The organism is Acinetobacter sp. YH12129, from assembly GCF_013418685.1.
Classification (GTDB): domain Bacteria; phylum Pseudomonadota; class Gammaproteobacteria; order Pseudomonadales; family Moraxellaceae; genus Acinetobacter; species Acinetobacter amyesii.
The window spans coordinates 1-21,583 of record NZ_VPBP01000042.1; the positions used below are offsets into that span (position 1 = coordinate 1).

The 21,583-nt window shown below is 40.9% G+C and carries 23 protein-coding genes and 1 pseudogene; 12 read left to right on the forward strand and 12 right to left on the reverse strand.

The window, feature by feature from the left end; genetic code table 11:
- Positions 1-117: pseudogene (locus FTU65_RS14670) on the forward strand (transposase); the annotation flags it as partial.
- On the opposite strand, the gene FTU65_RS14675 reads toward FTU65_RS14670, so the two are convergent.
- Positions 79-873 (reverse strand): helix-turn-helix domain-containing protein, encoded by a 795-nt coding sequence (locus FTU65_RS14675; RefSeq protein ID WP_180065993.1) that lies wholly within the window; start codon positions 871-873, stop codon positions 79-81. The pseudogene FTU65_RS14670 and the gene FTU65_RS14675 overlap by 39 nt on opposite strands.
- A gap of 103 nt (positions 874-976) precedes the next feature.
- Between FTU65_RS14675 and FTU65_RS14680 the strand changes: the two genes are divergently transcribed.
- Positions 977-1,906: a DMT family transporter gene (locus FTU65_RS14680; protein ID WP_249680097.1), complete on the forward strand. Its 930-nt coding sequence runs from the start codon at positions 977-979 to the stop codon at positions 1,904-1,906.
- A 52-nt stretch (positions 1,907-1,958) separates the two neighbouring features.
- Here the strand turns inward: FTU65_RS14680 and FTU65_RS14685 are convergent, their stop codons facing one another.
- A complete protein-coding gene (locus FTU65_RS14685; protein ID WP_078192438.1) occupies positions 1,959-3,206 on the reverse strand; it encodes a YihY family inner membrane protein in 1,248 nt (415 codons plus the stop codon).
- 112 nt (positions 3,207-3,318) lie between these two features.
- Here FTU65_RS14685 and wrbA point away from each other — a divergent pair, with 112 nt between their 5' ends.
- Positions 3,319-3,912: an NAD(P)H:quinone oxidoreductase gene (gene wrbA, locus FTU65_RS14690; protein ID WP_180010538.1), complete on the forward strand. Its 594-nt coding sequence runs from the start codon at positions 3,319-3,321 to the stop codon at positions 3,910-3,912.
- A gap of 619 nt (positions 3,913-4,531) precedes the next feature.
- On the opposite strand, the gene FTU65_RS14695 is transcribed toward wrbA, so the two are convergent.
- The 4 genes from FTU65_RS14695 to FTU65_RS14710 form a co-directional block, all read right to left on the reverse strand.
- Positions 4,532-4,930 (reverse strand): hypothetical protein, encoded by a 399-nt coding sequence (locus tag FTU65_RS14695; RefSeq protein WP_180010554.1) that lies wholly within the window; start codon positions 4,928-4,930, stop codon positions 4,532-4,534.
- 267 nt (positions 4,931-5,197) lie between these two features.
- Positions 5,198-5,773: a xanthine phosphoribosyltransferase gene (locus tag FTU65_RS14700; protein WP_078189246.1), complete on the reverse strand. Its 576-nt coding sequence runs from the start codon at positions 5,771-5,773 to the stop codon at positions 5,198-5,200.
- Between the two features lie 90 nt (positions 5,774-5,863).
- Complete coding sequence (locus tag FTU65_RS14705; protein WP_180065991.1) at positions 5,864-6,577, reverse strand: DUF3108 domain-containing protein; 714 nt, start codon at positions 6,575-6,577, stop codon at positions 5,864-5,866.
- 157 nt (positions 6,578-6,734) lie between these two features.
- Positions 6,735-7,418, reverse strand: a complete 684-nt coding sequence (locus FTU65_RS14710; protein ID WP_111885941.1) for a hypothetical protein — start codon at positions 7,416-7,418, stop codon at positions 6,735-6,737.
- 258 nt (positions 7,419-7,676) lie between these two features.
- On the opposite strand from FTU65_RS14710, the gene FTU65_RS14715 reads away from it, so the two are divergent.
- Positions 7,677-8,534: an energy transducer TonB gene (locus tag FTU65_RS14715; protein WP_218949732.1), complete on the forward strand. Its 858-nt coding sequence runs from the start codon at positions 7,677-7,679 to the stop codon at positions 8,532-8,534.
- Here the strand turns inward: FTU65_RS14715 and FTU65_RS14720 are convergent, their stop codons facing one another.
- From FTU65_RS14720 to miaB, 4 genes are all read right to left on the reverse strand, one after another.
- A complete protein-coding gene (locus FTU65_RS14720) occupies positions 8,535-8,825 on the reverse strand; it encodes an antibiotic biosynthesis monooxygenase (protein ID WP_078189242.1) in 291 nt (96 codons plus the stop codon).
- A gap of 63 nt (positions 8,826-8,888) precedes the next feature.
- The gene (gene ybeY / locus FTU65_RS14725) at positions 8,889-9,371 is read right to left on the reverse strand and encodes an rRNA maturation RNase YbeY (RefSeq protein WP_078192431.1); all 483 of its coding nucleotides are present in this window, start codon (positions 9,369-9,371) and stop codon (positions 8,889-8,891) included.
- 9 nt (positions 9,372-9,380) lie between these two features.
- A complete protein-coding gene (locus FTU65_RS14730) occupies positions 9,381-10,472 on the reverse strand; it encodes a PhoH family protein (RefSeq protein ID WP_111885944.1) in 1,092 nt (363 codons plus the stop codon).
- A 38-nt stretch (positions 10,473-10,510) separates the two neighbouring features.
- Positions 10,511-11,968: a tRNA (N6-isopentenyl adenosine(37)-C2)-methylthiotransferase MiaB gene (miaB, locus tag FTU65_RS14735; protein WP_180010545.1), complete on the reverse strand. Its 1,458-nt coding sequence runs from the start codon at positions 11,966-11,968 to the stop codon at positions 10,511-10,513.
- Between the two features lie 307 nt (positions 11,969-12,275).
- Here miaB and FTU65_RS14740 point away from each other — a divergent pair, with 307 nt between their 5' ends.
- From FTU65_RS14740 to FTU65_RS14760, 5 genes are all read left to right on the forward strand, one after another.
- Positions 12,276-14,252, forward strand: coding sequence for a lytic transglycosylase domain-containing protein (locus FTU65_RS14740; RefSeq protein ID WP_180010546.1), 1,977 nt, complete (start codon positions 12,276-12,278; stop codon positions 14,250-14,252).
- A gap of 126 nt (positions 14,253-14,378) precedes the next feature.
- A complete protein-coding gene (locus tag FTU65_RS14745) occupies positions 14,379-14,960 on the forward strand; it encodes a ribonuclease I (protein WP_171262588.1) in 582 nt (193 codons plus the stop codon).
- A 170-nt stretch (positions 14,961-15,130) separates the two neighbouring features.
- Positions 15,131-16,117, forward strand: coding sequence for a malate dehydrogenase (locus tag FTU65_RS14750; protein ID WP_180010548.1), 987 nt, complete (start codon positions 15,131-15,133; stop codon positions 16,115-16,117).
- 188 nt (positions 16,118-16,305) lie between these two features.
- Positions 16,306-16,566 carry a DUF2789 family protein gene (locus FTU65_RS14755; RefSeq protein WP_180066985.1) on the forward strand — a complete coding sequence of 87 codons (261 nt, stop codon included), beginning with the start codon at positions 16,306-16,308 and terminating at the stop codon, positions 16,564-16,566.
- Positions 16,567-16,671: 105 nt separating this feature from the next.
- Entirely contained in the window at positions 16,672-16,929 is a 258-nt protein-coding gene (locus FTU65_RS14760) for a DUF2789 family protein (protein ID WP_078189234.1), read from the forward strand.
- 51 nt (positions 16,930-16,980) lie between these two features.
- On the opposite strand, the gene FTU65_RS14765 is transcribed toward FTU65_RS14760, so the two are convergent.
- Both FTU65_RS14765 and FTU65_RS14770 read right to left on the reverse strand, forming a co-directional pair.
- The gene (locus tag FTU65_RS14765; protein WP_180008394.1) at positions 16,981-17,508 is read right to left on the reverse strand and encodes a hypothetical protein; all 528 of its coding nucleotides are present in this window, start codon (positions 17,506-17,508) and stop codon (positions 16,981-16,983) included.
- A 71-nt stretch (positions 17,509-17,579) separates the two neighbouring features.
- On the reverse strand, positions 17,580-18,182 hold the full coding sequence (locus FTU65_RS14770) for a 2OG-Fe(II) oxygenase (protein ID WP_168379140.1): 603 nt from the start codon (positions 18,180-18,182) through the stop codon (positions 17,580-17,582).
- Positions 18,183-18,295: 113 nt separating this feature from the next.
- Here FTU65_RS14770 and FTU65_RS14775 point away from each other — a divergent pair, with 113 nt between their 5' ends.
- The 3 genes from FTU65_RS14775 to FTU65_RS14785 are packed head-to-tail and all read left to right on the forward strand — an operon-like array spanning position 18,296 to position 21,132.
- Complete coding sequence (locus tag FTU65_RS14775; RefSeq protein WP_180066987.1) at positions 18,296-19,153, forward strand: 23S rRNA (adenine(2030)-N(6))-methyltransferase RlmJ; 858 nt, start codon at positions 18,296-18,298, stop codon at positions 19,151-19,153.
- 41 nt (positions 19,154-19,194) lie between these two features.
- Positions 19,195-20,019, forward strand: coding sequence for a CDP-diacylglycerol--serine O-phosphatidyltransferase (gene pssA, locus FTU65_RS14780; protein WP_180003489.1), 825 nt, complete (start codon positions 19,195-19,197; stop codon positions 20,017-20,019).
- A 36-nt stretch (positions 20,020-20,055) separates the two neighbouring features.
- Positions 20,056-21,132, forward strand: a complete 1,077-nt coding sequence (locus FTU65_RS14785; RefSeq protein WP_180003490.1) for a DUF6670 family protein — start codon at positions 20,056-20,058, stop codon at positions 21,130-21,132.
- Positions 21,133-21,583 lie beyond the last annotated feature (451 nt).

Sequence of the window (21,583 nt, forward strand, 5' to 3'; positions counted from 1 at the left end):
TGGAAGCAGATGAAATATTATTGGCGAGATTTTCAAGTCATGACAGCTGATAAAATAGAGCAATGGGTGGAGAAAGTATCAAACCAATTCGGAAAAGAATACATGTTTACTTTTTAATGACAACTTAAACGCCGAGGCATTGGCATAACCAAGTTCTAAGGCAATATTTTCGACGGTTTGGCCTGCGTTGAGCATCGACATGGCTTTCATGACTTTAAGACGTTGTCGCCATTCATGCAGCGACATCCCAAGTTCTTTTTGACAATAACGCGCAAGAGTACGTTCCGTCATATTTATCCGCTGTGCCAATTGCTCAAGCGCGCTCTGATCTGCAGGATGTTGATGTAAATAATCAAGCAGCTGTTTGAGGGCAGGGTGATCCGAATGCGGTAAATAACTACTGACCAGTTTGGCTTGATGCAGTTGATCTAAGATCACATGGAGTAAGCGTTGATATTCGGCCGTATTTTCCATGAGGTCGGCTTGTTGATGCAACAGACGCAAATGGCTGAATATCGCTGTAACTAAAGGTGAGCTGAGTAAAATCCCCGGTTGTTTCGGCAAGTGGGTGCATAGAGATTCATGTACATATAAGGTGCCATGTGAAACTGCAGTACGATTTAAACCACTATGTTCTAAGTGTGGGGGAAGCCAAATGCCATAAGGTGGTGGGGTAATATAGTCTATCTGGTTGATGTTCACTTCCATTACGCCATTAAAGGCATAGACAAACTCGCCCCAAGCATGTCCATGAACGGGATAAACAGACAGTGCAGGATCGTCACGAAAACTGATCCACAGTGCTGCTTGAATTTCATCGTTGGTGGGAAGTTGTTGCAACTGCGTATGATCTGCACGAGCTTTATGACGCATGAGAAATTTTGCCTGAATAAGAAGATCACTTGTCTATTTTGAAGTATATATTTTATTTCTGACAGTTCTATAGTGTTGCTTATCGTATTGTCGAGTAAATAGTGTGGAACAGCGTAAGGCGCTAGATGCAAAAGCTTCTGGTTTGATGATTATTTTGTGCATGATTTTAGGGATTCAACAGGTCATTTTGAAATTGGCCGCGGTTGATATTGCGCCGATCATGCAAATTGCCATCCGATCGGGTTTGGCTGCGCTGTTGGTCTTTCCACTGATTCGTCTTAAGCCGGGGACACATTTATATACTCGAGAATACTTGCTGCCGGGTATCTGGTTGGCGTTTTTATTTTCAGCCGAATTTATTTTAGTGGCAGAATCCCTGCGCTATACCTCTGCATCACATACCGTTGTCTTGCTCTATACCGCACCGATATTCGTGGCACTAGGTTTACATTGGAAGTTGCCTGAAGAAAAGCTTACAGCGATCCAATGGGTCGGTATTTTTATTGCCTTTTCAGGAATAGTACTGTCGTTTATGGGACGTGAAAGTAGTACTACAGTCAACACTCAAGCCCTGTTGGGTGATGCGATGGCATTACTTGCTGGGGTGATGTGGGCCTTGACCACCATTTCATTAAGACTCACCAAACTCTCTGATGCACCTCCGACTCAGACCTTGTTTTATCAGTTGGTTGGTGGTTGCGTGTTTTTATTACCCGTGGCGTGGCTGACAGGACAAATGACCGTGCATTGGACGGTGTTGTCCATCAGCAGTATGATTTTTCATGTGCTCATTATTTCATTTTTTAGCCTGATGCTTTGGTTTTGGCTGTTAAGTAAATATCTGGCCAATGGTCTGGGCGTTTTTTCATTCCTTACCCCAATCTTTGGACTGGTCTTTGGCGTATTGATCTTAAACGAAACGATTGAACTGAATTTTATCTTGGGGACGGCCTTAGTAATGGTCGGAGTGATGACGGTAACCTTGCATCGATGGTTAGCTAAATTGATGGGACGTCAGTGCACAGCGATCTAAGATTATGTATAAATAAAAAAGGAGAGCTACGGCTCTCCTTTTTTATTTACGGTTATTTTTCTTCAAAAATAGTTGCAAGTGGTATCGAGAGTTTGGCCGCGAGATAATCATCCGATTCGACCAGTTGCGGCCCAATTTTTTCCATCCAAACATCATCTGGATCGACGCGACCTAAATCTTGCCGTTTAGGGAGCGGATAGGGCAGCTTACTGTAAAAACTCCAAAAGTCCACTTGGGTTAAATTACGAACTAAAACATAATGATCATCATCTGTACGTTTAATCAGGTGTTGCTCTTCAAACAATAAAATATAGCTTGGCAGGCGGCCGATTTCATCACGCCCTAAGACCTCAAGCGCTTCTTTTTCTGTCACGCTCTGACCGAGTTTTTGCTTTTTATAAAATAATTCAAGCAAATCCATCAACATAATAACAGGATGACGTTTTTGGTCGTTGCCCGAATTGAAAGCTGTCAGTGCATAACTAATTTCTACCCCAATCAGCACGATATTCCATGAAAGGAATATCCAAAGCAGGAAAATTGGCACCGCAGCAAATGCACCATAAACGATTTGATAACTGGTGAAATTTGACATGACAAAGCCAAAGAGGTTTTTGAGCAGTTCAAAGACCACCGCACTAAAGACACCCGCGATCAGCGCCGCCTTAATCGGCACACTGCGGTTGGGAATCGTCCAATACAGAATGAAAAAACCTAAAATGGTCAATGAAAAAGACAAGATCCACAGTAGAAAAGCTCCATCCAGTTCATAGCCGGCAAAATTATTGCTGAGGACATTCATAGAGGCCAAGGTGGATGACACAACAAATGCGCTACCCAGTAAGATTGGGCCTAATGAGATAATAGTCCAATAGCGCATAAAGCCAATAATGCCGCCACGTGTCTCACGCACCCGCCAAATTCGGTTAAATACTGTCTCAATGCTGGTCAGCATCATAACTGTGGTAATGAATAAAAACAGCACACCTATCACGGTCAAGTTACTGGATTTATCGGTGAAGGCATTCAGTGCTTTATCAAAAGCAATTGTCGTTTTTGGTAGGAAATTACTATAAATCAATTGTTGAAGCTGTTGACGAGCAGGTTCTAAAGCTTTAATTGAGGAGATGATGACCAAGAATACGGTCAACATGGGTACCACTGCAAACAAGGTAGTATAGGTTAATGATCCTGCTTGTTCACGGCAGCGATCGGCTTCAAAACGTCGAATGACAAATAAAACAAACTGAAACCATTTCTTGTCGTAAAAGGGAAGTTTTTTTAAAAATGCTTCGATCATGCTTTCAAGTCTCGAGTTATTTTAGTCATGTTTATGCAATTTTCATCACTTAGCTTAACCAAAAAATAGGAAAAATACCGTATAGTTTTCTTTTTTCATTGAATTTATAAAAATGACGCAAGCTTATGTACTGGTGCTGTATTACAGCAAATATGGTTCAACACGTGAGATGGCACATTTGATTGCCAATGGAATTGAAGCTTCTGGGATGGCGGTAAAAATACGTACCGTTCCAAATTTATCCACCGTGGTGACTGACGTACAGCCCAGTATTCCTGCCGAAGGCGATATTTACTGTAGCTTAGATGACTTAGCGCATTGTTCAGGTTTAGCCCTTGGTTCACCGACACGTTTTGGCAATATGGCGTCGGAAATGAAATATTTCTGGGATCAAACCACAGCGCTTTGGCTCAATGGCGCATTACATGGCAAACCTGCCTGTGTGTTTACCAGTTCAGGTTCAATGCATGGGGGACAGGAAAGTACTTTGCTGACCATGCTGCCACCTTTGTTTCATCACGGAATGATGGTTATGGGTTTAAGTAATGCCCATCCTGCATTATCGAATACCAAAACGGGTGGTACACCTTATGGTGCAAGCCATGTCAGTGGTCCGCGCCATGATCAGTCATTGAGTCAAGATGAGCGTAATTTGTGTGAAGAGCTGGGTAAACGCCTAGGCGAAGTCGTCAAAAAGTTGATTTGATACTTACTTGCTCTAGGAAGTTGCGCTAACTTTGTAGCGAGCGGGCAAGAAAAGGCTTAAATATTGCACTTTTCTTGCTTTATTTACGTGTGACGTCTTTTTATTTATGACGTTGTATACCGACCAAAATATAAAAATAAATCTGTCGAACTATTCCTGAAATATTAAAAATAAATGATATCAACAATATATTGAAAGTTTTTAAATACAGCCTGCTCAGTGATGGTTTCGAGTCGAATATTGCTCTCTCTTTGGGCGTTATTTTTATTTTTTGATTATATGATTTGTATTTAAATTTCTTCTTTAGGGTGTGTGATGTCTATTGTTAATTTTCTAATGACTTTCCTGTGTTCCGTATTGGCTGCATCTTCCTTGTGTACGGCAATGCCAGTTTATACAGTATGGATTTCCCGCAAAAGAAAAAGCCGAAGAAAAAGAATTTTTAGCGAAACAAGATCAAGTTAAAGTGGACTCAAAATCTTTAACTGATGTTTCAAAATAATTGATTCGCCATGGTTTCGAATAGCATTTCAATAGACTAGAAATACATATTAGAAAAACAATAACCTATTAAAAAAGAGCGTAGAAACGCTCTTATTTAATTTAGCAGCAATCAAAATTAGTCTTGATCTTCAGTTTTTGCTGCATCTTCAGGTTGAGATTCAACTTCAAAGCGTTGTTTGCAGGCCTTGCATTGGTAATCTAAAAATATATTTTGATCTACAATCACACCTGCTTTTTTACCAAAGCGATGGCCTAAAAAGCCGCCTGTGATGCCAACGCTAATCGCCCCGACAAAAGTCCCAATGGTTCCGCCCATAATCACGCCAAGTGGGCCAGCAGTCACGCCACCAATCGCAGCACCAATAGATGCGCCAGATGCCGCACCACCGACAGTCCCTGCAGCAGTTCCTGCACCACTGAGTAAGACCCCACCAATTTTTTGTAAGTTTTGTTCATGGTTACGCTTTTCAATATGGGTTGATCCACATTTTGGACATTTAATTGTCGGTTCCATGTTTTGATCTTCTGTATTCATAACTTTCCATAGCCTTAAAAAATAAAGTGGCCGAATTTATGGTGCAGCATAATGTAATTTGACAGATGAGTAGTTGACCCATTCGATCAAATGTGACGATTTTCCTGAATTTTATCGAGTTTTGCACACCGATGTTTTGTCTGCTTGTAACTAAGGCGTTAAAAAGTGCGCTTTATGTCATCTTAATGGCAAATTTTTAGAAAAAAAAAGAACACCTGATGTGTTCTTTTTTCTTTTGAACGCAAACTAGTCACGAACAAATTCAACTGTACCATTCGCCAGCGATTTCACACGTGCCAATGATTCAACGCGATAGCCTTTTTCAAGCAAAATATCACGACCAGGTTGGAATGATTTTTCAATCACGATACCGATACCCAATACTTCAGCACTTGCTTGATGAATAAGATCTGCAAGACCTAAAGCCGCTTGACCATTGGCCAAGAAGTCATCAATCACTAAAACTTTATCTTCAGCATTGATGTGCTTTTTAGAAATCGCGATCGTGCTTTCAGTTTGTTTTGTAAAAGAAAACACTTTTGAGCGATACAAATCATCTTTTAAGGTCAAAGATTGATATTTACGTGCAAAAATCACAGGAACACCAAGTTCAAGACCCGCCATAACTGCAGGTGCAATACCTGAAGCTTCAATGGTGATGATTTTGGTAATGCCAGCATCTTTAAATAGACGGGCAAATTCTTGACCAATTTGCTGCATCATTACAGGGTCAATTTGGTGGTTCAAGAAAGAATCGACTTTCAGAACTTCTTCAGAGAGAACGATACCTTCAGCTAAGATTTTCTGTTCCAGAGCGTGCACGGGAGAATCCTCGAGGGGCAGGTGCTTTTTAAAGCAAAAGCGTATTTTAAAAAGCACCGTGAAAAATGCAAGCGAAATTGATCAAATCAATTAATTTGTTGCACCTTTATAGCCCGTTAACAATAAACCGTAAGAGGTTTTATTGTCTTGGTGGGAAACTTTGACAGGTAGGTAATCTAGTTTTGGTGCTAACCAGAAAGTCGTTTGACGGCCTGGTTTGTCATGACGCATCACGACTTTAACGGTGTCAAAAGTTCCATAAGTGGTTTTCACTTTTTCAGTGCCTTGTTTCACGAACTTACGAGCTTCAACCTCTTTGGCATCGGCAATGTAGTAATTCGATTTCAAACCACCATTTTTTAAATCTTCACGAATTTGCAATTCAGCATTGAGTTCATCTAACACACCTGATTTCCACGCAAATGAACGCGCTTTATCATCTTTTTTGGTATTAATGGTTTTTGCGCCAGCATTGAAATTGATGTTCATGGTGTTGTTGTGCACCAAAATTTTGCTGCTGCGGCTAAAGCTGTTCGAGTGAATTTGGCTGTCATTTAAACTAAAACGACTGGTTTCAGTTGCAGAGGCCATCGCACCAGCTTTTGCTGCAAAAACATACGTCCAGTTATTCCCAGATTGTTTTAGGGTACGTGTTGCAGAACCCAAGTTTTTGCCGTTGTAATTAAACTGGTAGCTTGCTTGGAATGGACTCATGGCAAATGACTGACTTGAGAAACCAGTCAAAAGCAGTGTAGTCGATACCCCAGCAACAAGACCTAAATTTTTCAAAACTGAATGTGCCATAAGTATGGTTTTCCTATTCAATAGAAGTGTGGTGGGCTAAACCACCTGATATATTTATTATGCGGCTGGATTGTGGAGAATCTCGTCGCAAATCCGTGCCTAATGTATATATTGTGTAGCGTTTTATAGGTTCAAGATGCCTAAGTACAGGATAAGTCTAGCTTTCCTTTTGCTTTATAGGCGTGACTTCATCGTCTTTTAAATTTGAATCATCCCAGTCTTCCATCCGCTCTTGCGACATTTTGGTGAACAATGCGGTTAAATTAACATTACCAATCACCACCAATTCGGCCTCACGTAAAACAGCATGGTTGACATGGACTTTGCCCAGTGTGTCGATAATCGATCGACTTTTACCGAGCCAGCGATTCAGGTCTAAATACAGTAAATCATCTTTAACTTTGATCACATTGAGCTTTTCCAAAATCATACCCAATGGATCTTGGTTGAGTACTTTTTGATAGAACCATAACGCCATGCGCACGCCCATCTTATACAGAACATTTGGATACTTTGCTTCAATCACTTGTGTATCACTAATTTGTTCAAATACGATCAATTGGGTTTGTTTGTTGAGTTCCATCTGTACCAGTTTTAAATCAACAGAGAGTGTTATGATCAGCCCGTTATAATCCAATGTGGCATACAGTCGAAGCCAGTCATCATGCAGGTCAGCATGCAAGTCTTTGAGCATTTTCACATTATCGGTCACAAAGCGCTGAAATGTCGCATTTAAAAACACTTGAGACATTGGGAATTCACGCTCATCTTCAATAAATCCTTCAGCTTTTTGGTACACTTGGCGTATACGTTTAGCGATATTGGAAACTAGCGTTTGCATAAGAAGTGCATCCTGACAAATTATGTTTTTTGACGATGTTTATCTTGTCGATTTCTATAAAAACACAAGGTTTTGATCTTGCAGTTTAGCAAAATAAATTGCACCATTTTCATGATTTTAATTGTGCATTATCTATGTGTTGATGGATTTCTCGTTTTCATCAAAAAATGAATACGAGTTTTATTTTATACTGTTTTAAGCAGTTTGGGGAATGCGGCAAATAGTCGGTTTAATGTGATGCTGAAAAAAATAACGTTCATGCCCTTGATGAAAGAGTGGTGGAAAGATCCCATATTTGCAACTGCATTGGCGTTTGCTGCTGTGTTGCATTTGGCTTTTTTAACCATGCAATTTTCCATGCCCCAAGAGGCGGATTATAACACCAAAGAAATTGCAGTTTCTTTACGTTCTACGACGGAAAAAATTGAACATGCAGACTTTTTAGCACAAGCCGATCAGCAGGGCTCAGGGACATTCCGTGAGTCACATCGTATGTCGAGTGACATGCCTGCACCGATGATCGAACAAAAAGCCGGGGAGCAAAAAAGCGAAGCTTTAGAACAACTGCAACAAAAGAAAGAGCTGAGCTTTGAAGACAAAGTGTTGATGACAGCCTTGAGTTGGCAAAAACAAGCTGAAGAAAACAGTCGCAAAAAAGCCGTTGAGGAGTTGAATAGTCAGTTTCAGGCCAAGGCTGCGATGGTGGCGAGTATCGAAGCCCAATATTTACAACGTCAGCAAAACTTTAGCCGTCAGCAAAAAATTAAAACCATTGATGGTATTCAAGCCAAGCAAGATGTTTCTGCGGCCTATATGGAAAAATTCCGCGAAAAAGTCGAGTTTTATGGCAACCGTTATTATCCTGAAGCGGCAAAACAGCAACAGCTACGCGGTGAAGTACGTTTAATGGTTATTTTGAACAGTAATGGCGGGATTCGTGCCATTCGTTTGATCGAAAGTTCAGGTTCAAGTTTATTGGATGAAGCTGCAAAAACCTCTGTGCGTAAGGCGGCACCTTTTGGTTTGTTTGATGCCAAAATGAAAGAAATCTCAGAACTTCGTATTGTGCGTACTTGGCGCTTTGATCCTGCAGAAGCAGAGTTTGAGGTGCGTTAATCAGTTGTGATAGCGTCGCAAAACTTCGCAGATTTCGACGCTAAAACTCGCATACCATTGGTTTTTCCCCAATTGTTGCGCGACCAGATGTTGTGCATCTTGTTGCCAAGCTCGAATGTCTTCTAAGGTATTCCAGTAGGAAAGGGCGATTTCATGCTCACCCTCTGTCAGCGCTTCAAAATGTTGACAGTTAAAGTGTGTCAAGGCTTTGTCTCTAAGCTGCTGTGCAGTCGAAAAATACAGCTCATCAAGCGTACGAATGCGTGCTTTAAAAATCACGACATATTGCATATTTTTCCTTCCTTGTTTTTTATGACGATAAAAAAAGCGAGCCGGAGCTCGCTTTTTTGGTTCTTAATCTCTTTCCAGATAAGGGTTATCAAACCCTAATTTGGCTAAAATCTCGATTTCCAACGCTTCCATTTCTTCAGCATCTTCATCAGAGGTTTCATGGTCATAGCCCATGAGGTGCAAGGTACCGTGTACCAGCATATGCGTAAAGTGGGTCAGGGGTGCTTTGCTTTGTTCTTGTGCTTCTCGAAGAACTACAGGAATACAAATCACCAAGTCGCCAATCGGAAATGAGTCTAAAACTGCTGCCATTTCATCGGGGAGATCGCTCGGAAAAGACAACACATTAGTCGGTTTGTCTTTACCACGATATTCCAAGTTCAATTTGTGGCTTTCGTCATTGTCCACACATGCAATACCGATCTCACAATCACTTTGTGTATCGATATGACGTAAAGCCGTTTCCACGACTTTTTTGATATGCGCACGTTTCACCACCAATTCAGGTGACTGAAAATTTTGCTGCAAGGAGAGATTAAGTTTCAAAATGAATCCTTAAATGTTTTCGTCTTGATGCTGCCCATCAGCTTTAGCATCATTGTCCGCCACCAAGGCTTCCTGACGTGCTTTACGTTCTGCACGTTGTTCAGCCGTGAGGCGATGTTGTTCGCTGTCCCATCCCTCATAGGCTTCAACAATTTTTTGAACCAATTGATGACGTACCACGTCACGAGAGTGGAAGCGAGTAATATGAATTTCTTTGATTTTTTCAATCACACGTAAGGCATGTGCCAAACCAGATTGTTGACCACGAGGTAAATCGACCTGTGTAATGTCGCCCGTGATTACTGCACGAGAACCAAAACCTAAACGGGTGAGGAACATTTTCATTTGTTCAGGGGTAGTGTTCTGTGCTTCATCTAAAATCACAAAAGAATGATTTAAGGTACGACCACGCATGTAGGCCAGTGGTGCAACTTCAATCACTTGACGTTCAATCAGTTTTGCGACTTTTTCAAAACCGAGCATTTCATACAAAGCGTCGTATAGCGGACGTAAGTAAGGGTCAATTTTTTGGCTCAAATCACCGGGTAAAAAACCCAATTTTTCACCTGCTTCAACCGCAGGGCGAACCAATAAAATGCGTTGAATTTCGTTGCGTTCTAGCATATCTACAGCAGCGGCGACCGCGAGATAGGTTTTACCTGTACCCGCTGGGCCAATACCGAAAGAAATATCACTTTGTAAAATACGTTGCACGTAGCGCTTTTGATTGGCACCACGTGGGTTGATCCGACCTTTACGGGTTTGTAGATAAACATTATCTAAACCGGTGTGCTCATTTTCAGAAAAGTCTTCCTGAATTTCGCGGTCAGTCTGACTGCCTTGAATCATCATGTGTAAAATGTCCGCACTAATCTGTGGATTGGTTTCGGACTCTTCATAAAGACGGTGAAGGAGACTTTCGGCTCTCTCTACCGCATCGATTTCCCCATCGACAAAAAAAGCATCTGCACGATGAGAAATTTTGACATCTAAACGTTGTTCAATTTGTTTGAGATGACCGTTATAGGCACCGAGCATGCTTTGTAAACGGTCAAGTGGAATACCAGCAAAAGTTACAGTACGTCGAATCGCTGCAGTCAAGAGAATTCCTTTAAATTGGTCTGACGATTAAGCTTACATTACGCCACGTCAGGCTCAAGATTCAAGAGTTCACCGTAAACAAACTTCAAAGTTTTAATATCGGTCACTTCAATCTCTGCAAAACGCCCAACCCATGCAGGATCACCGATAAAGCTAACCAAACGTGTATTGTCTGCAGTACCAATCAGCAAATTCGGATCTTTGTCTGAAACAGACTCAATCAAGACACGTTGAATGGTCCCAAGCATTGCATCAGTTTTATCGATACTGGATTGTTTAATCCATTGTTGAACTTTTGCAAGACGTTCTTTTTTCACATCTTCAGGGGTTGTGTCTTCAAGTTCTGAGGCAGGAGTACCCGGACGTTTTGAGTAGATGAAACTGTATGAATGATCGAAGTCCATATCTTGGATAAATTGATAAGTTTCTTCGAAGTTTTCGTCAGTCTCACCCGGAAAGCCAATAATAAAGTCGCTAGATAAATGCATATCAGGGCGAACTTGACGTAATTTAGCAATTTTATCGATATATACATCAATCGTGTGGTTACGTTTCATGGCTTGTAGAACGTCATTCGAACCACTTTGAACCGGTAGATGCAAGTGAGAAACCATTTGCGGTAAGTCACGGTAGCATTGAATCAAGTCATCGTTAAATTCAAGCGGGTGCGATGTGGTGTAACGAATACGTCCAATGCCCGGAATTTCGGCCACTAAACGCAGTAACTCTGCAAAGGTGCAAATATTACCTTCGAAGGTTTCACCACGGTAGCCATTCACGTTTTGGCCGAGTAATGAAATTTCACGTACGCCTTTTTCAGCTAAAGTGGCAATTTCAGCCAATACATCATCCAGTGGACGTGATACTTCTTCTCCACGTGTGTAAGGAACCACACAGAAAGAACAGTATTTTGAGCAGCCTTCCATAATCGAGACAAAGGCTTTAAAACCTTCTACACGCGGTTCCGGCAAAAAGTCGAATTTTTCAATGTCAGGGAATGAAATATCCACCAACTGAATTTTTTCTTTTTTTGGTTTGACCACTTGCTCAGTATGTTGATCAAGCATTTGCGGTAAACGGTGTAAGGTTTGTGGACCAAACACCATATCTACATACGGTGCGCGTTTTTGAATGTTGTCACCTTCCTGAGAAGCAACACAGCCACCAACACCAATCACCAAGTCAGGATTTTTTTCTTTCAGCTTGCGCCAGCGGCCTAACTCAGAAAATACTTTTTCTTGTGCTTTTTCACGGATAGAGCAGGTATTCATCAGGAGAATATCCGCTTCTTTTGGATCGCTTGTCAGCACATAGCCGTGAGAATCACCTAAAAGGTCGCCCATACGTTGACTGTCATACTCATTCATCTGACACCCTTGCGTTTCGATGTACAGTTTTTTCACTGCTCCATCTTGAGCTGGGGTGTGCTGTGGCTGGGTAACAGTGTTATCTGGGGCAGCTTGGGCACTATTCGGGATGAAGGTTTGAACCGTCATGTAGGCTCCTAAAGGAATTTTATGAAAATCAATAACCATACGTGGCTGACAGACAATTCAATCAATTGAATTGTGCAGCTGCGGAGGTCAAAAAGGGGATTTTAAGAATGAGCAATATTTTAGCAGTAATTTACTAGAAACTTACAGCCTAAAATTACAACTCTGCCATATTGATTTATGAAGCAAAAATGTTTGAAAATTAATATTGGCTAATCATAAGGTTACATAACAGAACACAATGCAGAGTTTAGAATTATTAAACTAATTCCTAAACAAAGTTCGATGTGCTGTAACTGAGCAGAATGACATGAAAGAAGGCAAGTGGATGTTAAAACATAATTTTAAACAGAAAAATTACGCTAAATTACTTGCTTTGAGTGTCGGGCTCTCCGGAATTTCTGCGTTTGCCCAAGCCGCAGATGAGCAGTTTAACGATGCTTTACGTGCTGCGAATGCAGGCAATATTAGTTTATTACAACAATACCAATCATCCATGCAAAATGACGTTTTGGGCTATTATCCAGAATATTGGTTACTGAATAACAATTTGGCTTCACAGCCAGCAAGTGCCATTATTAATTTTGCACAGCGCTATCCAAATTCGGCAATGGCAGAAAAATTAGCCGCAGATTATGTTGAAGAAAAAGTCAAACAAGCTGATTTCGCTACAGCACAGCCTGTCTTGCAATATGTGACTAATGCTGACCGTGCTGAAACATGTGCCATGGCTCAAGTCCGCGCAAAGTCGGGCGACCCTCTGGTCTACGCAGAATTTAAAGATGTATGGTTGACCACAAACTCACAACCTGACTCGTGTACGGGCTTGGGCCGTATGATGCTGTCGAGTCCTTTAATGACTCAAGATGACCGCCATCAACGGATGTGGGGACAGTTAAGAGCGGGTCAGTCAGGACAAGCGATTGCGACTGCGCAAACCATTGGCGTAAATATTAATTTGTCACAACTCAACACCATTCAAGCCAATCCACTGAATTATTTATGGTCTGCACCCAAAGCCACAGCTGAAGATCATGCATACCTGATCTATGCGATGGGTCGCTTGGCAGATAGCGACTTAAATGGCGCGATTTCTTCGGTGAAACGTGCAGCAGAAGGCACACCAGCCGATGTGCAAAAAGCCCTATACCGTAGTGTCGGGTATATCGGTGGTACAACGGTAATGAAAAATAATTTCAACCGTGAAGTTCTAAATTATCTTGATTTGAGTTATGGACTGCCTTTTAGTGCAGAAGAAGCCGAGATTTATGCGCGACAAGCCATTCGTTTTGGCGCATGGGAAAGTGTCATTCGTGCAATTGATGCGATGAGCGTTTCGCAAAAGCAGGAAGACCGTTGGCAATATTGGTTAGCACGAGCATCTGAACAACGTGGAGATGCCTCATCTAAACGTGCGGCAAAAGAAATTTATCGCAAGCTTGCCGTTGGCGATGATTACCATAATTTGTTAGCACGTGACAAAATTGGTCAGTCTTATAACAATATTCCGTCAAATGTGCAGCCTTCGTCACAAGATGCGCAGCGTCTCAGTCAGGATATTCACTTCCGTCGTGCCTTTGCATTGCGCAATATTAATGCATCTGACAGCTATATTAACCGTGAATGGAACTGGGCAGTGCGTCAAGCCTATTTAAAGCATGATGATGGCATGATTCTTGCCGCAGCTAAACGTGCAACCGATATGGGGTGGTATGATCGGGCGATTTATGCGGCAGATCGAACCACCAAACAGCATAATTATGCTTTACGTTATGCTATGCCGCATCAAAATTATGTGGTGAGTCATAGTCGTAATGCCGGCATTGACCCTGCATGGGCTTATGGTTTGATGCGTCAAGAAAGTCGGTTTGTCACTAGCGCACGTTCACATGTCGGTGCCGGTGGTTTAATGCAAATTATGCCAGACACCGCAAAATTGGTGGCTCGTCAGATGGGGGAGAGTTATAACCCTGCTGCATTAACGGATATGAATACCAATATCCGTTATGGCACTTTCTATTTATCGATGATTCAACGTCAATTGAGTAATAGTCCAGTATTAGCGACTGCAGGCTACAATGCGGGTCCAAATCGTGCTCGACGCTGGCAGCCTGAATATCAAGCGATTGCAGCGGATCAATATACCGAATCGATTCCATTAACGGAAACGCGAGACTATGTAAAACATGTGATGACCAATGCAACCCATTACGGCCTTTTATTAGGTCAAGGGCCGCAATCGATTGAAAAACGAATGCAAATGATTCCATTACGGAATGCGCAATAAACCTTAAAGCAAGATGCGCCTGCTTTTAGGTGCAATATGGGTAAATAATGAATGCCGAACATGGACATTAGACCTGCTTATCGAATACTGACATCACTGCTCATCGGCAGTGGTGCAGGCTTTAGTATGTCTGTGCTTTCGGCAGCACCCGTGGTCAATGGTTATGTGATGGATGTGCAAATGGTGCCTGCTGTTTGCGCTTATGACCCATTAAAAAGTAAAAAGCGTAAATGTCTGGAAGGGTATTCACTCAATATCACGGGTCTATATCCAGAAACTTCTACCCGTGATTGCACCACCAATAGTTCCGCTAAACTTTCTCCGCTGCAAGCCAAAGTGGTTGCACGGATTATGCCTGATGAAAATGCTCGCGTGGCGCTTTGGCACAATACCGGCGGCTGTGTCCCAATGAATGCCAGCCAGTATTTCAGAACCATTATTAATCATGCAGATAAGCTAAAAATTCCAGATGAATTGACTAGCCAAGAAACCCAGTCCATTCAAGCCAATGTCTTGCGTAATAAAATGTTGCGTATGAACAGCGGATTGGTATCACAAAGTATTGAATTTAACTGTATGCAAACCCGTGGTGGTAGCCTACTGACTGAGATTAAAATCTGCTATAAAAACAATGGTCAGTACAAAAGTTGCCCTACGACTATCGTCGGAAATTGTCCTGCAACTTTCATAATTAAAGGTTCTTTCTAAGCTTTTTTCGGCATTTTATTTATATTTCCTATCATACTTTTGTTGAAAAGCATTCTCTTTTACATGCAAGCGTCAAAAGATTGGAGTACAATCTTTGCCGTTTATGATTATTAAGATTAGATAGAACAGCTATTTAATCATTATGACCTTCCTCAATTGGAGATAATTACATGAAGCAAGCAGTTCGTGTTGCCGTTACTGGCGCAGCTGGTCAAATCGGTTATAGCTTATTATTCCGTATCGCAAGCGGTGAAATGTTGGGTAAAGACCAACCAGTTATCCTTCAATTATTAGAAATTCCAGTTGAGAAAGCTCAACAAGCGCTTAAAGGCGTAATGATGGAACTTGATGACTGCGCATTCCCTCTTTTAGAAGGTATGATCGGTACTGATGATCCTAAAGTTGCATTCAAAGATGCTGACTACGCTCTTCTTGTAGGTTCACGTCCACGTGGTCCTGGTATGGAACGTGCTGACCTTCTTAAAGTAAACGGTGAAATCTTCATCGGTCAAGGCCAAGCGCTTAACGAAGTTGCTAGCCGTGACGTTAAAGTTCTTGTTGTAGGTAACCCTGCAAACACTAACGCTTACATCGCAATGAAATCTGCTCCAGATCTTCCAGCGAAAAACTTCACAGCAATGTTACGTCTTGACCACAACCGTGCGTTAACTCAACTTGCTCAAAAAGCGGGTGTTGCAGTTTCTGACATCAAAAACATGACAGTTTGGGGTAACCACTCTCCAACAATGTATGCTGACTACCGTTTTGCAAATGTAAACGGCGAAAGCTTAAAAGACAAAATCAACGATGCTGCTTGGAACAAAGACGTGTTCCTTCCAACTGTTGGTAAACGTGGTGCTGCGATCATCGAAGCGCGTGGTCTTTCTTCTGCTGCTTCTGCTGCAAACGCTGCAATCGACCATATGCGCGATTGGGCTCTTGGCACAAACGGCAAATGGGTAACTATGGGTATTCCTTCTGACGGTTCTTATGGTATCCCTGAAGGCGTAATGTTCGGTTTCCCTGTAACAACTGAAAACGGCGAATACAAAATCGTTCAAGGTCTTGAAATCGACGAATTCAGCCGTGAACGTATCAACGTCACTCTAAACGAGCTTGAAGAAGAACGTGCAGCAGTTGCTGACATGGTTAAATAATTTAATTTTTTAAATTAAATTATAAAAAAAGCACTCCATTTGGGGTGCTTTTTTATGGCCTGCGAAAAATACCACGCTTAAGTTTTGAACAAAAAATAACACGTTGAGATGTAGTTGCAACTGACAAAGTCAATTAAACAGATAACTATGAAGATGGAAGAAATGTTTTTGGCTTGAGGAGAACGGCAATGTTTGATCAACAACCGACGTTGGAACTATTTTTTGAACAATTGGGGTTGGATGCAAGTCCGGAAGGCATCGATCAATTTATCGAAACGCATCAAATCACCATGGATGTTCCATTGCATGAAGTGCCATTTTGGACAAAGTCACAGCGTGACTTTATTATTAGTCATTGGAAAAAAGATGATGACTGGGCCATGGTGGTCGATATTTTAAATGAACAATTGCATACAGAACATAAGCTTTCAGGATCATGCAAAATCTAAATACAATTTGAAACAACAAACCTAGTTTTATCGCTAGGTTTTTTTAGCTTCATCATATAAGTTAATTAAATAATAAATGACAGATTAGTTGATAAGGAGGGCGAGATGCTCAATCAAAATAAACCATCCTTAGCTTTATTGTTTTCTCAATTGGGGTTAGCCAGCAGTCCAGCTGCGATCGAGTTATACGTACGTACGCATCAGCTTGCCGCAAGTGAAAATTTACATGATGCGCCGTTTTGGAATAAAGCGCAGCGTGATTTTCTAATCAGTCATTTAGTACAAGATGATGATTGGGCTATTTGGATTGATGAGCTGAATCAACAGTTACATATGGATGCATATAAGCTGCAGCCGGCATAGATTTCATTTCTCCACAAATAAAAAAACACCTCTTCGGAGGTGTTTTTTTATTTAGTGCAGTTTGCTTTGGCGTAATTCTGCAAACCAATCTTCTTGGCGATAAGGATTAAATGCAGGATGCTCAAGTAAAGTTGTGAGTTTGAATTCTTGAGATTTGCAGTATTTATTTAACCAGTGGCGGGTTAACGCAGGTTCCTGTTTTACCGCAGAGGCATAGGCCAAGTAGAAGTAGATGTCGCCATGCTCAGCTTTGGACATCGGTTTCATAATCTGCTGGGTAATCAGGGCATAGCGCTGCTCTTGGGTGATTTCAAAAAATACCATATAAGCTTTGGCTAAATGCACAGACAGATTGATGTATAGCTCTATCGGCATTTCTTCAAATTCAATCCGGCTTTGTTCAAGCAGAACAATGGCTTCTTGCAGAAAATACACTTGTTCTTGATGGTTCTTGCTTAAGCCAACCAATTGCAGACGTAAGTCAGCACGCTCAAGGGCAAGTTCAGGGCTGTTGCCTTGTAGAAATAATTGATCAGTTTCGCCAATACGCTGAATGATTTGTTGACTGTTTTGACGCATCGGGTACATCCTCATCTATGAATGATTCATATATGAGGATAATTTAAGGGATTTAAAGGATGAATCTCGAATTACCACACCGTGTTGTCATTACGTAGCCAAGCCGTAATCGATAAACGTTGATGTTTGGCTTCGAGCACTTCGTGCAACAGGTCACTTTGGAATAAAGCAATGCGATTCGGTTTAGGTTCTAAAATATGCCAAACATCATTCTTATCTTGTAAGCGCAATTCACCGCCCCAGTCGGCTTGCCAATGTTCATGTAAATAATAAACCGCTGAAATGACACGTCCATTTTTGCCTTGAGGATTATCTTTATGCAGAGCATAAAATTCACCTGCGTTATAACAGGCAAAATGTGCTTCGACTTCGTGAATGCCAGAAAAAAATGCGCGATTAAATTGTTCTGATAAATGTTCTAACGCTTGAACGTGTTCTTGTGCGACATCTAAGGTGTCGTTAATCCATAAAATATGATCACTTCTAATTTTACTGATGACCCCATTTTGTACGGCTGCATCCCTAAATTTATTTAAATTTGACATACATTCTTCAACAAGTGCATGTATATATTCAGCAGGATAAGCGTCATCAATAATGCTAAACCCGTGTTGATCTAAATCATCGAGGATTTGATCAACCGGCCAAGACTTTGGGAGAAAGGCTGTTTCCATATGCGATCCAAAAAGTAGAGGAAAAAAGGTGACGTATTCTAGAGCAAGAATAGCATCGGAATGAAACTATTTTTCATGCTAAAATGTCCGTTGATATCAGGAATTAAAGAAACATGAATTACCGTCACCATTTCCATGCAGGCAACTTTGCCGACGTGATGAAGCACGTTTTGCTGCTTCAGTTATTAAGTCGACTGAATGCAAAAGATAAACCTTATCGCTATGTAGATACACATGGTGGTGCAGGTAAATATGATCTTTCGACCTCTGAAGCACAGAAATCAGGTGAGTTTTTAAATGGTATTCATCGTTTAGTTAAGCTCGATGATTCGATTAAACGAAATGCGCCTGAAGGTATTCAACAATATTTAAAAGTTGTTGAAAAAATGCGTGAAAACTTTGGTAAAGGCGCTTATCCAGGTTCTCCATGGTTTGCACTTGAAGGCATGCGTGAAACTGATAAGGCAACGATTTTTGAAATGCAGCGCGATGTATTTCAGCAATTGCGCCACAATATTTTTGATAAACGTGCAGGCTTGCATGAACGTGATGCTTACGAAGGTTTATTGGGCGTAATTCCACCAAAAGAAAAACGTGGTTTAGTCATGATTGACCCGCCTTACGAATTAGAACGTAAAGATTTTCCACAGCTTGTAGAATTGTTGGTGGCTGCTTATAAAAAATGGCCGACAGGCGTTTTTGCGGTATGGTATCCAATTAAAGACCGCGCGATGATTGAACGTTTTGAAAAGAAAATGTACAAAACCGGCATTCGTCGTCAGTTGGTTTGCGAAATTTGTGTATGGCCAGATGACACTCCAGTCGGTCTAAATGGTTGTGGTTTATTGGTGATTAACCCACCTTGGAAATTCTCTCAGGATGCGGATGAAGCATTACAATGGTTGTTCCCACATCTTCGTATGAATGAAAATGGTGGTCATGCAGCCGTACGTTGGTTAGTTGGCGAATAATTTTAAACTTGAAAAAGAAAGGTCACAGTTAGGATCGAACAATGACAAATACAAATAAACCTGAGCGGGAAATTTCTTCAAAGGATGAAAATGCATTTGATGGCATTACATTTGAAGTTGAAGAAGAGGAGCATACCCATGAAGGGCATAAAGTGAAACGTCGTGGGATCTATCTGTGGCCAAACTTGATTACAACTGCAGCGTTGTTATCCGGCTTTTATTCTATTGTTGCCAGTATGAATGGTGAGTTTCAACAAGCCATTTATGCCATTTTCCTTGCAGCATTATTTGATGGTTTGGATGGGCGTGTCGCACGTGCTATCGGCGCACAAAGTCCTTTTGGTGAACAGTTTGACTCGTTGTCGGACTTGCTAGCATTTGGTGTTGCACCTGCCATTTTAATGTATAGCTGGAGTCTAAATGACTTAGGCCGTATTGGCCTGGCAGCATGTTTTGTTTACACCGCATGTGCAGCCTTCCGTTTGGCACGTTTTAACGTACAAATTGGGGTTGTCGATAAACGTTACTTTATTGGTGTTGCAAGTCCACTCGCAGCCGTTATGATTATTTCATTGGTATGGGTAGGTATGGATATCCCTGCGGTCTTCGACTTACGCGAAACAGGTATTCAGATTTTTAATGCGGTAGTGATTATTGCAGTGGGTCTATTGATGATCTCAAATGTAAAATACTATTCATTTAAAACTGTGGATCGTCGCCGTGTTCCATTTGCGGTGTTGCCAATCATAGTCTTCATTTTAGCTGCTGTAACGTATAATATTCCAATGGGTATTTTAATTATTTCAGTAATTTATGCATTGTCTGGATTTGTCACAACCTTAATGGCAAAAAAGGCTGAAGCATGAGTTAAAACATGAAATAAAAATGAAAAGGAGCTTGATATGCAGATATTTCAAGATTTCTTGGATCAATCAAGGCGATTGAATCAAGCTCCAGATTTACAACATAAAAAAATAAATCTACATGCGCCGAATACGCCATATCCTTCAGTCCATTATGGACTTTGTCTACCGAATCTTCCTGCGCCATTACATTATCTTAACTTTATGAGTTGGCTCGGGCAGCCTCAGATTCCTGCTTTTCAAAATCCTGCGTCCATTCAACAAGACGAACTCAATACAGCCACAGTAATGACCAGTGTGAGCGGTCATATGGTTGGTCAATTACAATCATATTCCATCAAAGACGACTGTAGTCTGAGTGATACCGTCTTTAAATTTAGAGATAAAGAGCAGATTGGTTGGAATGGAGCGGTATTTCAAATCCATCGAGAAGATACTGAACTCAGTTTAGATTTGTCCGTGCAAACTACCGATATTTCTTCGTGTTTAATTAAGTTGAGATTAGGTCTTGCTGAATATTGGTCGGTGATGTGCCAATGTGAAGGGCAAATCAAATTTCAGGGCCAGATGTATGATGTAAATCAGTTGGCGGTTTTGTCTTATGCACAAATACGCAAGTTCCTATATTTACCTTTAGCGTTTTATACCCATCAGGTGATTAACCTTAGTCGACAACGTCAAATTATCTTTATGCAAACGCGAGACCGTTATAACAATATTTTGAGTTCGCGTTTATATCTAAGAGATTTAAATCAGCAGCAAGTGTTCATGGCGGATCAAGGCGTGTTCTTTAAAGTCATGCGCGTTTATCCTGTGGTTAAAACCCCAAATTTGCAAAAAATGTATTTGCCACGTGAATTTGAATGGATTTACCAAAATGACAAAATGAAAATACATGTACAAGCGCAGAGTCGTGGAGATTTTAAATTTGGACTAGGGGCGGGCTATGCAGGAAGCTTTAACTATCGAATCAAAATCAACGACGAAATCGAGTGTGGGGAAGGTGGTTACTGTGAATATGTCGATTGTCGAGCTTTAAAATGGCAAGAAAAGAATGAAAAAGATAAATTAACGGACAAATATGGAAATATTGTCCCTTTTATGCTCAAAAAATAGTAAAAAAACTCAATTTAGTAGAATAAATAAACGAACGTAATGAAAAACTAAAAATAAATGGAAAAGGGTGTTGCGTTGGGTGTGAAATGCTGTAGAATGCACATCCATCGGCGGTGATGAAGATTAAAACTTCTGATAAAACAATGACTTGGTTGAATTGATTAAGTTGGGTTTTAGAAAAAAGTTTAAAAATAATTTGAATTACCGGTTGACTCTTTAGAAATAAAGAGTAATATAGCCGACCTAGCTTGCTGGTGACGAACCAACAAGAAGATCATTAAGAGATTATGAAGAACAACTTGTGTGGATTTTTACTAGTTGATTGATCGAAATTATTTTCATTGATTGATGGTAGAAATTACTCGAAGTTTATTTGAGCAAATTTTTGTCAGTAATTGATGAGCCAAGATTGGTACACTATATGTACTATTGATTTTAAACTGAAGAGTTT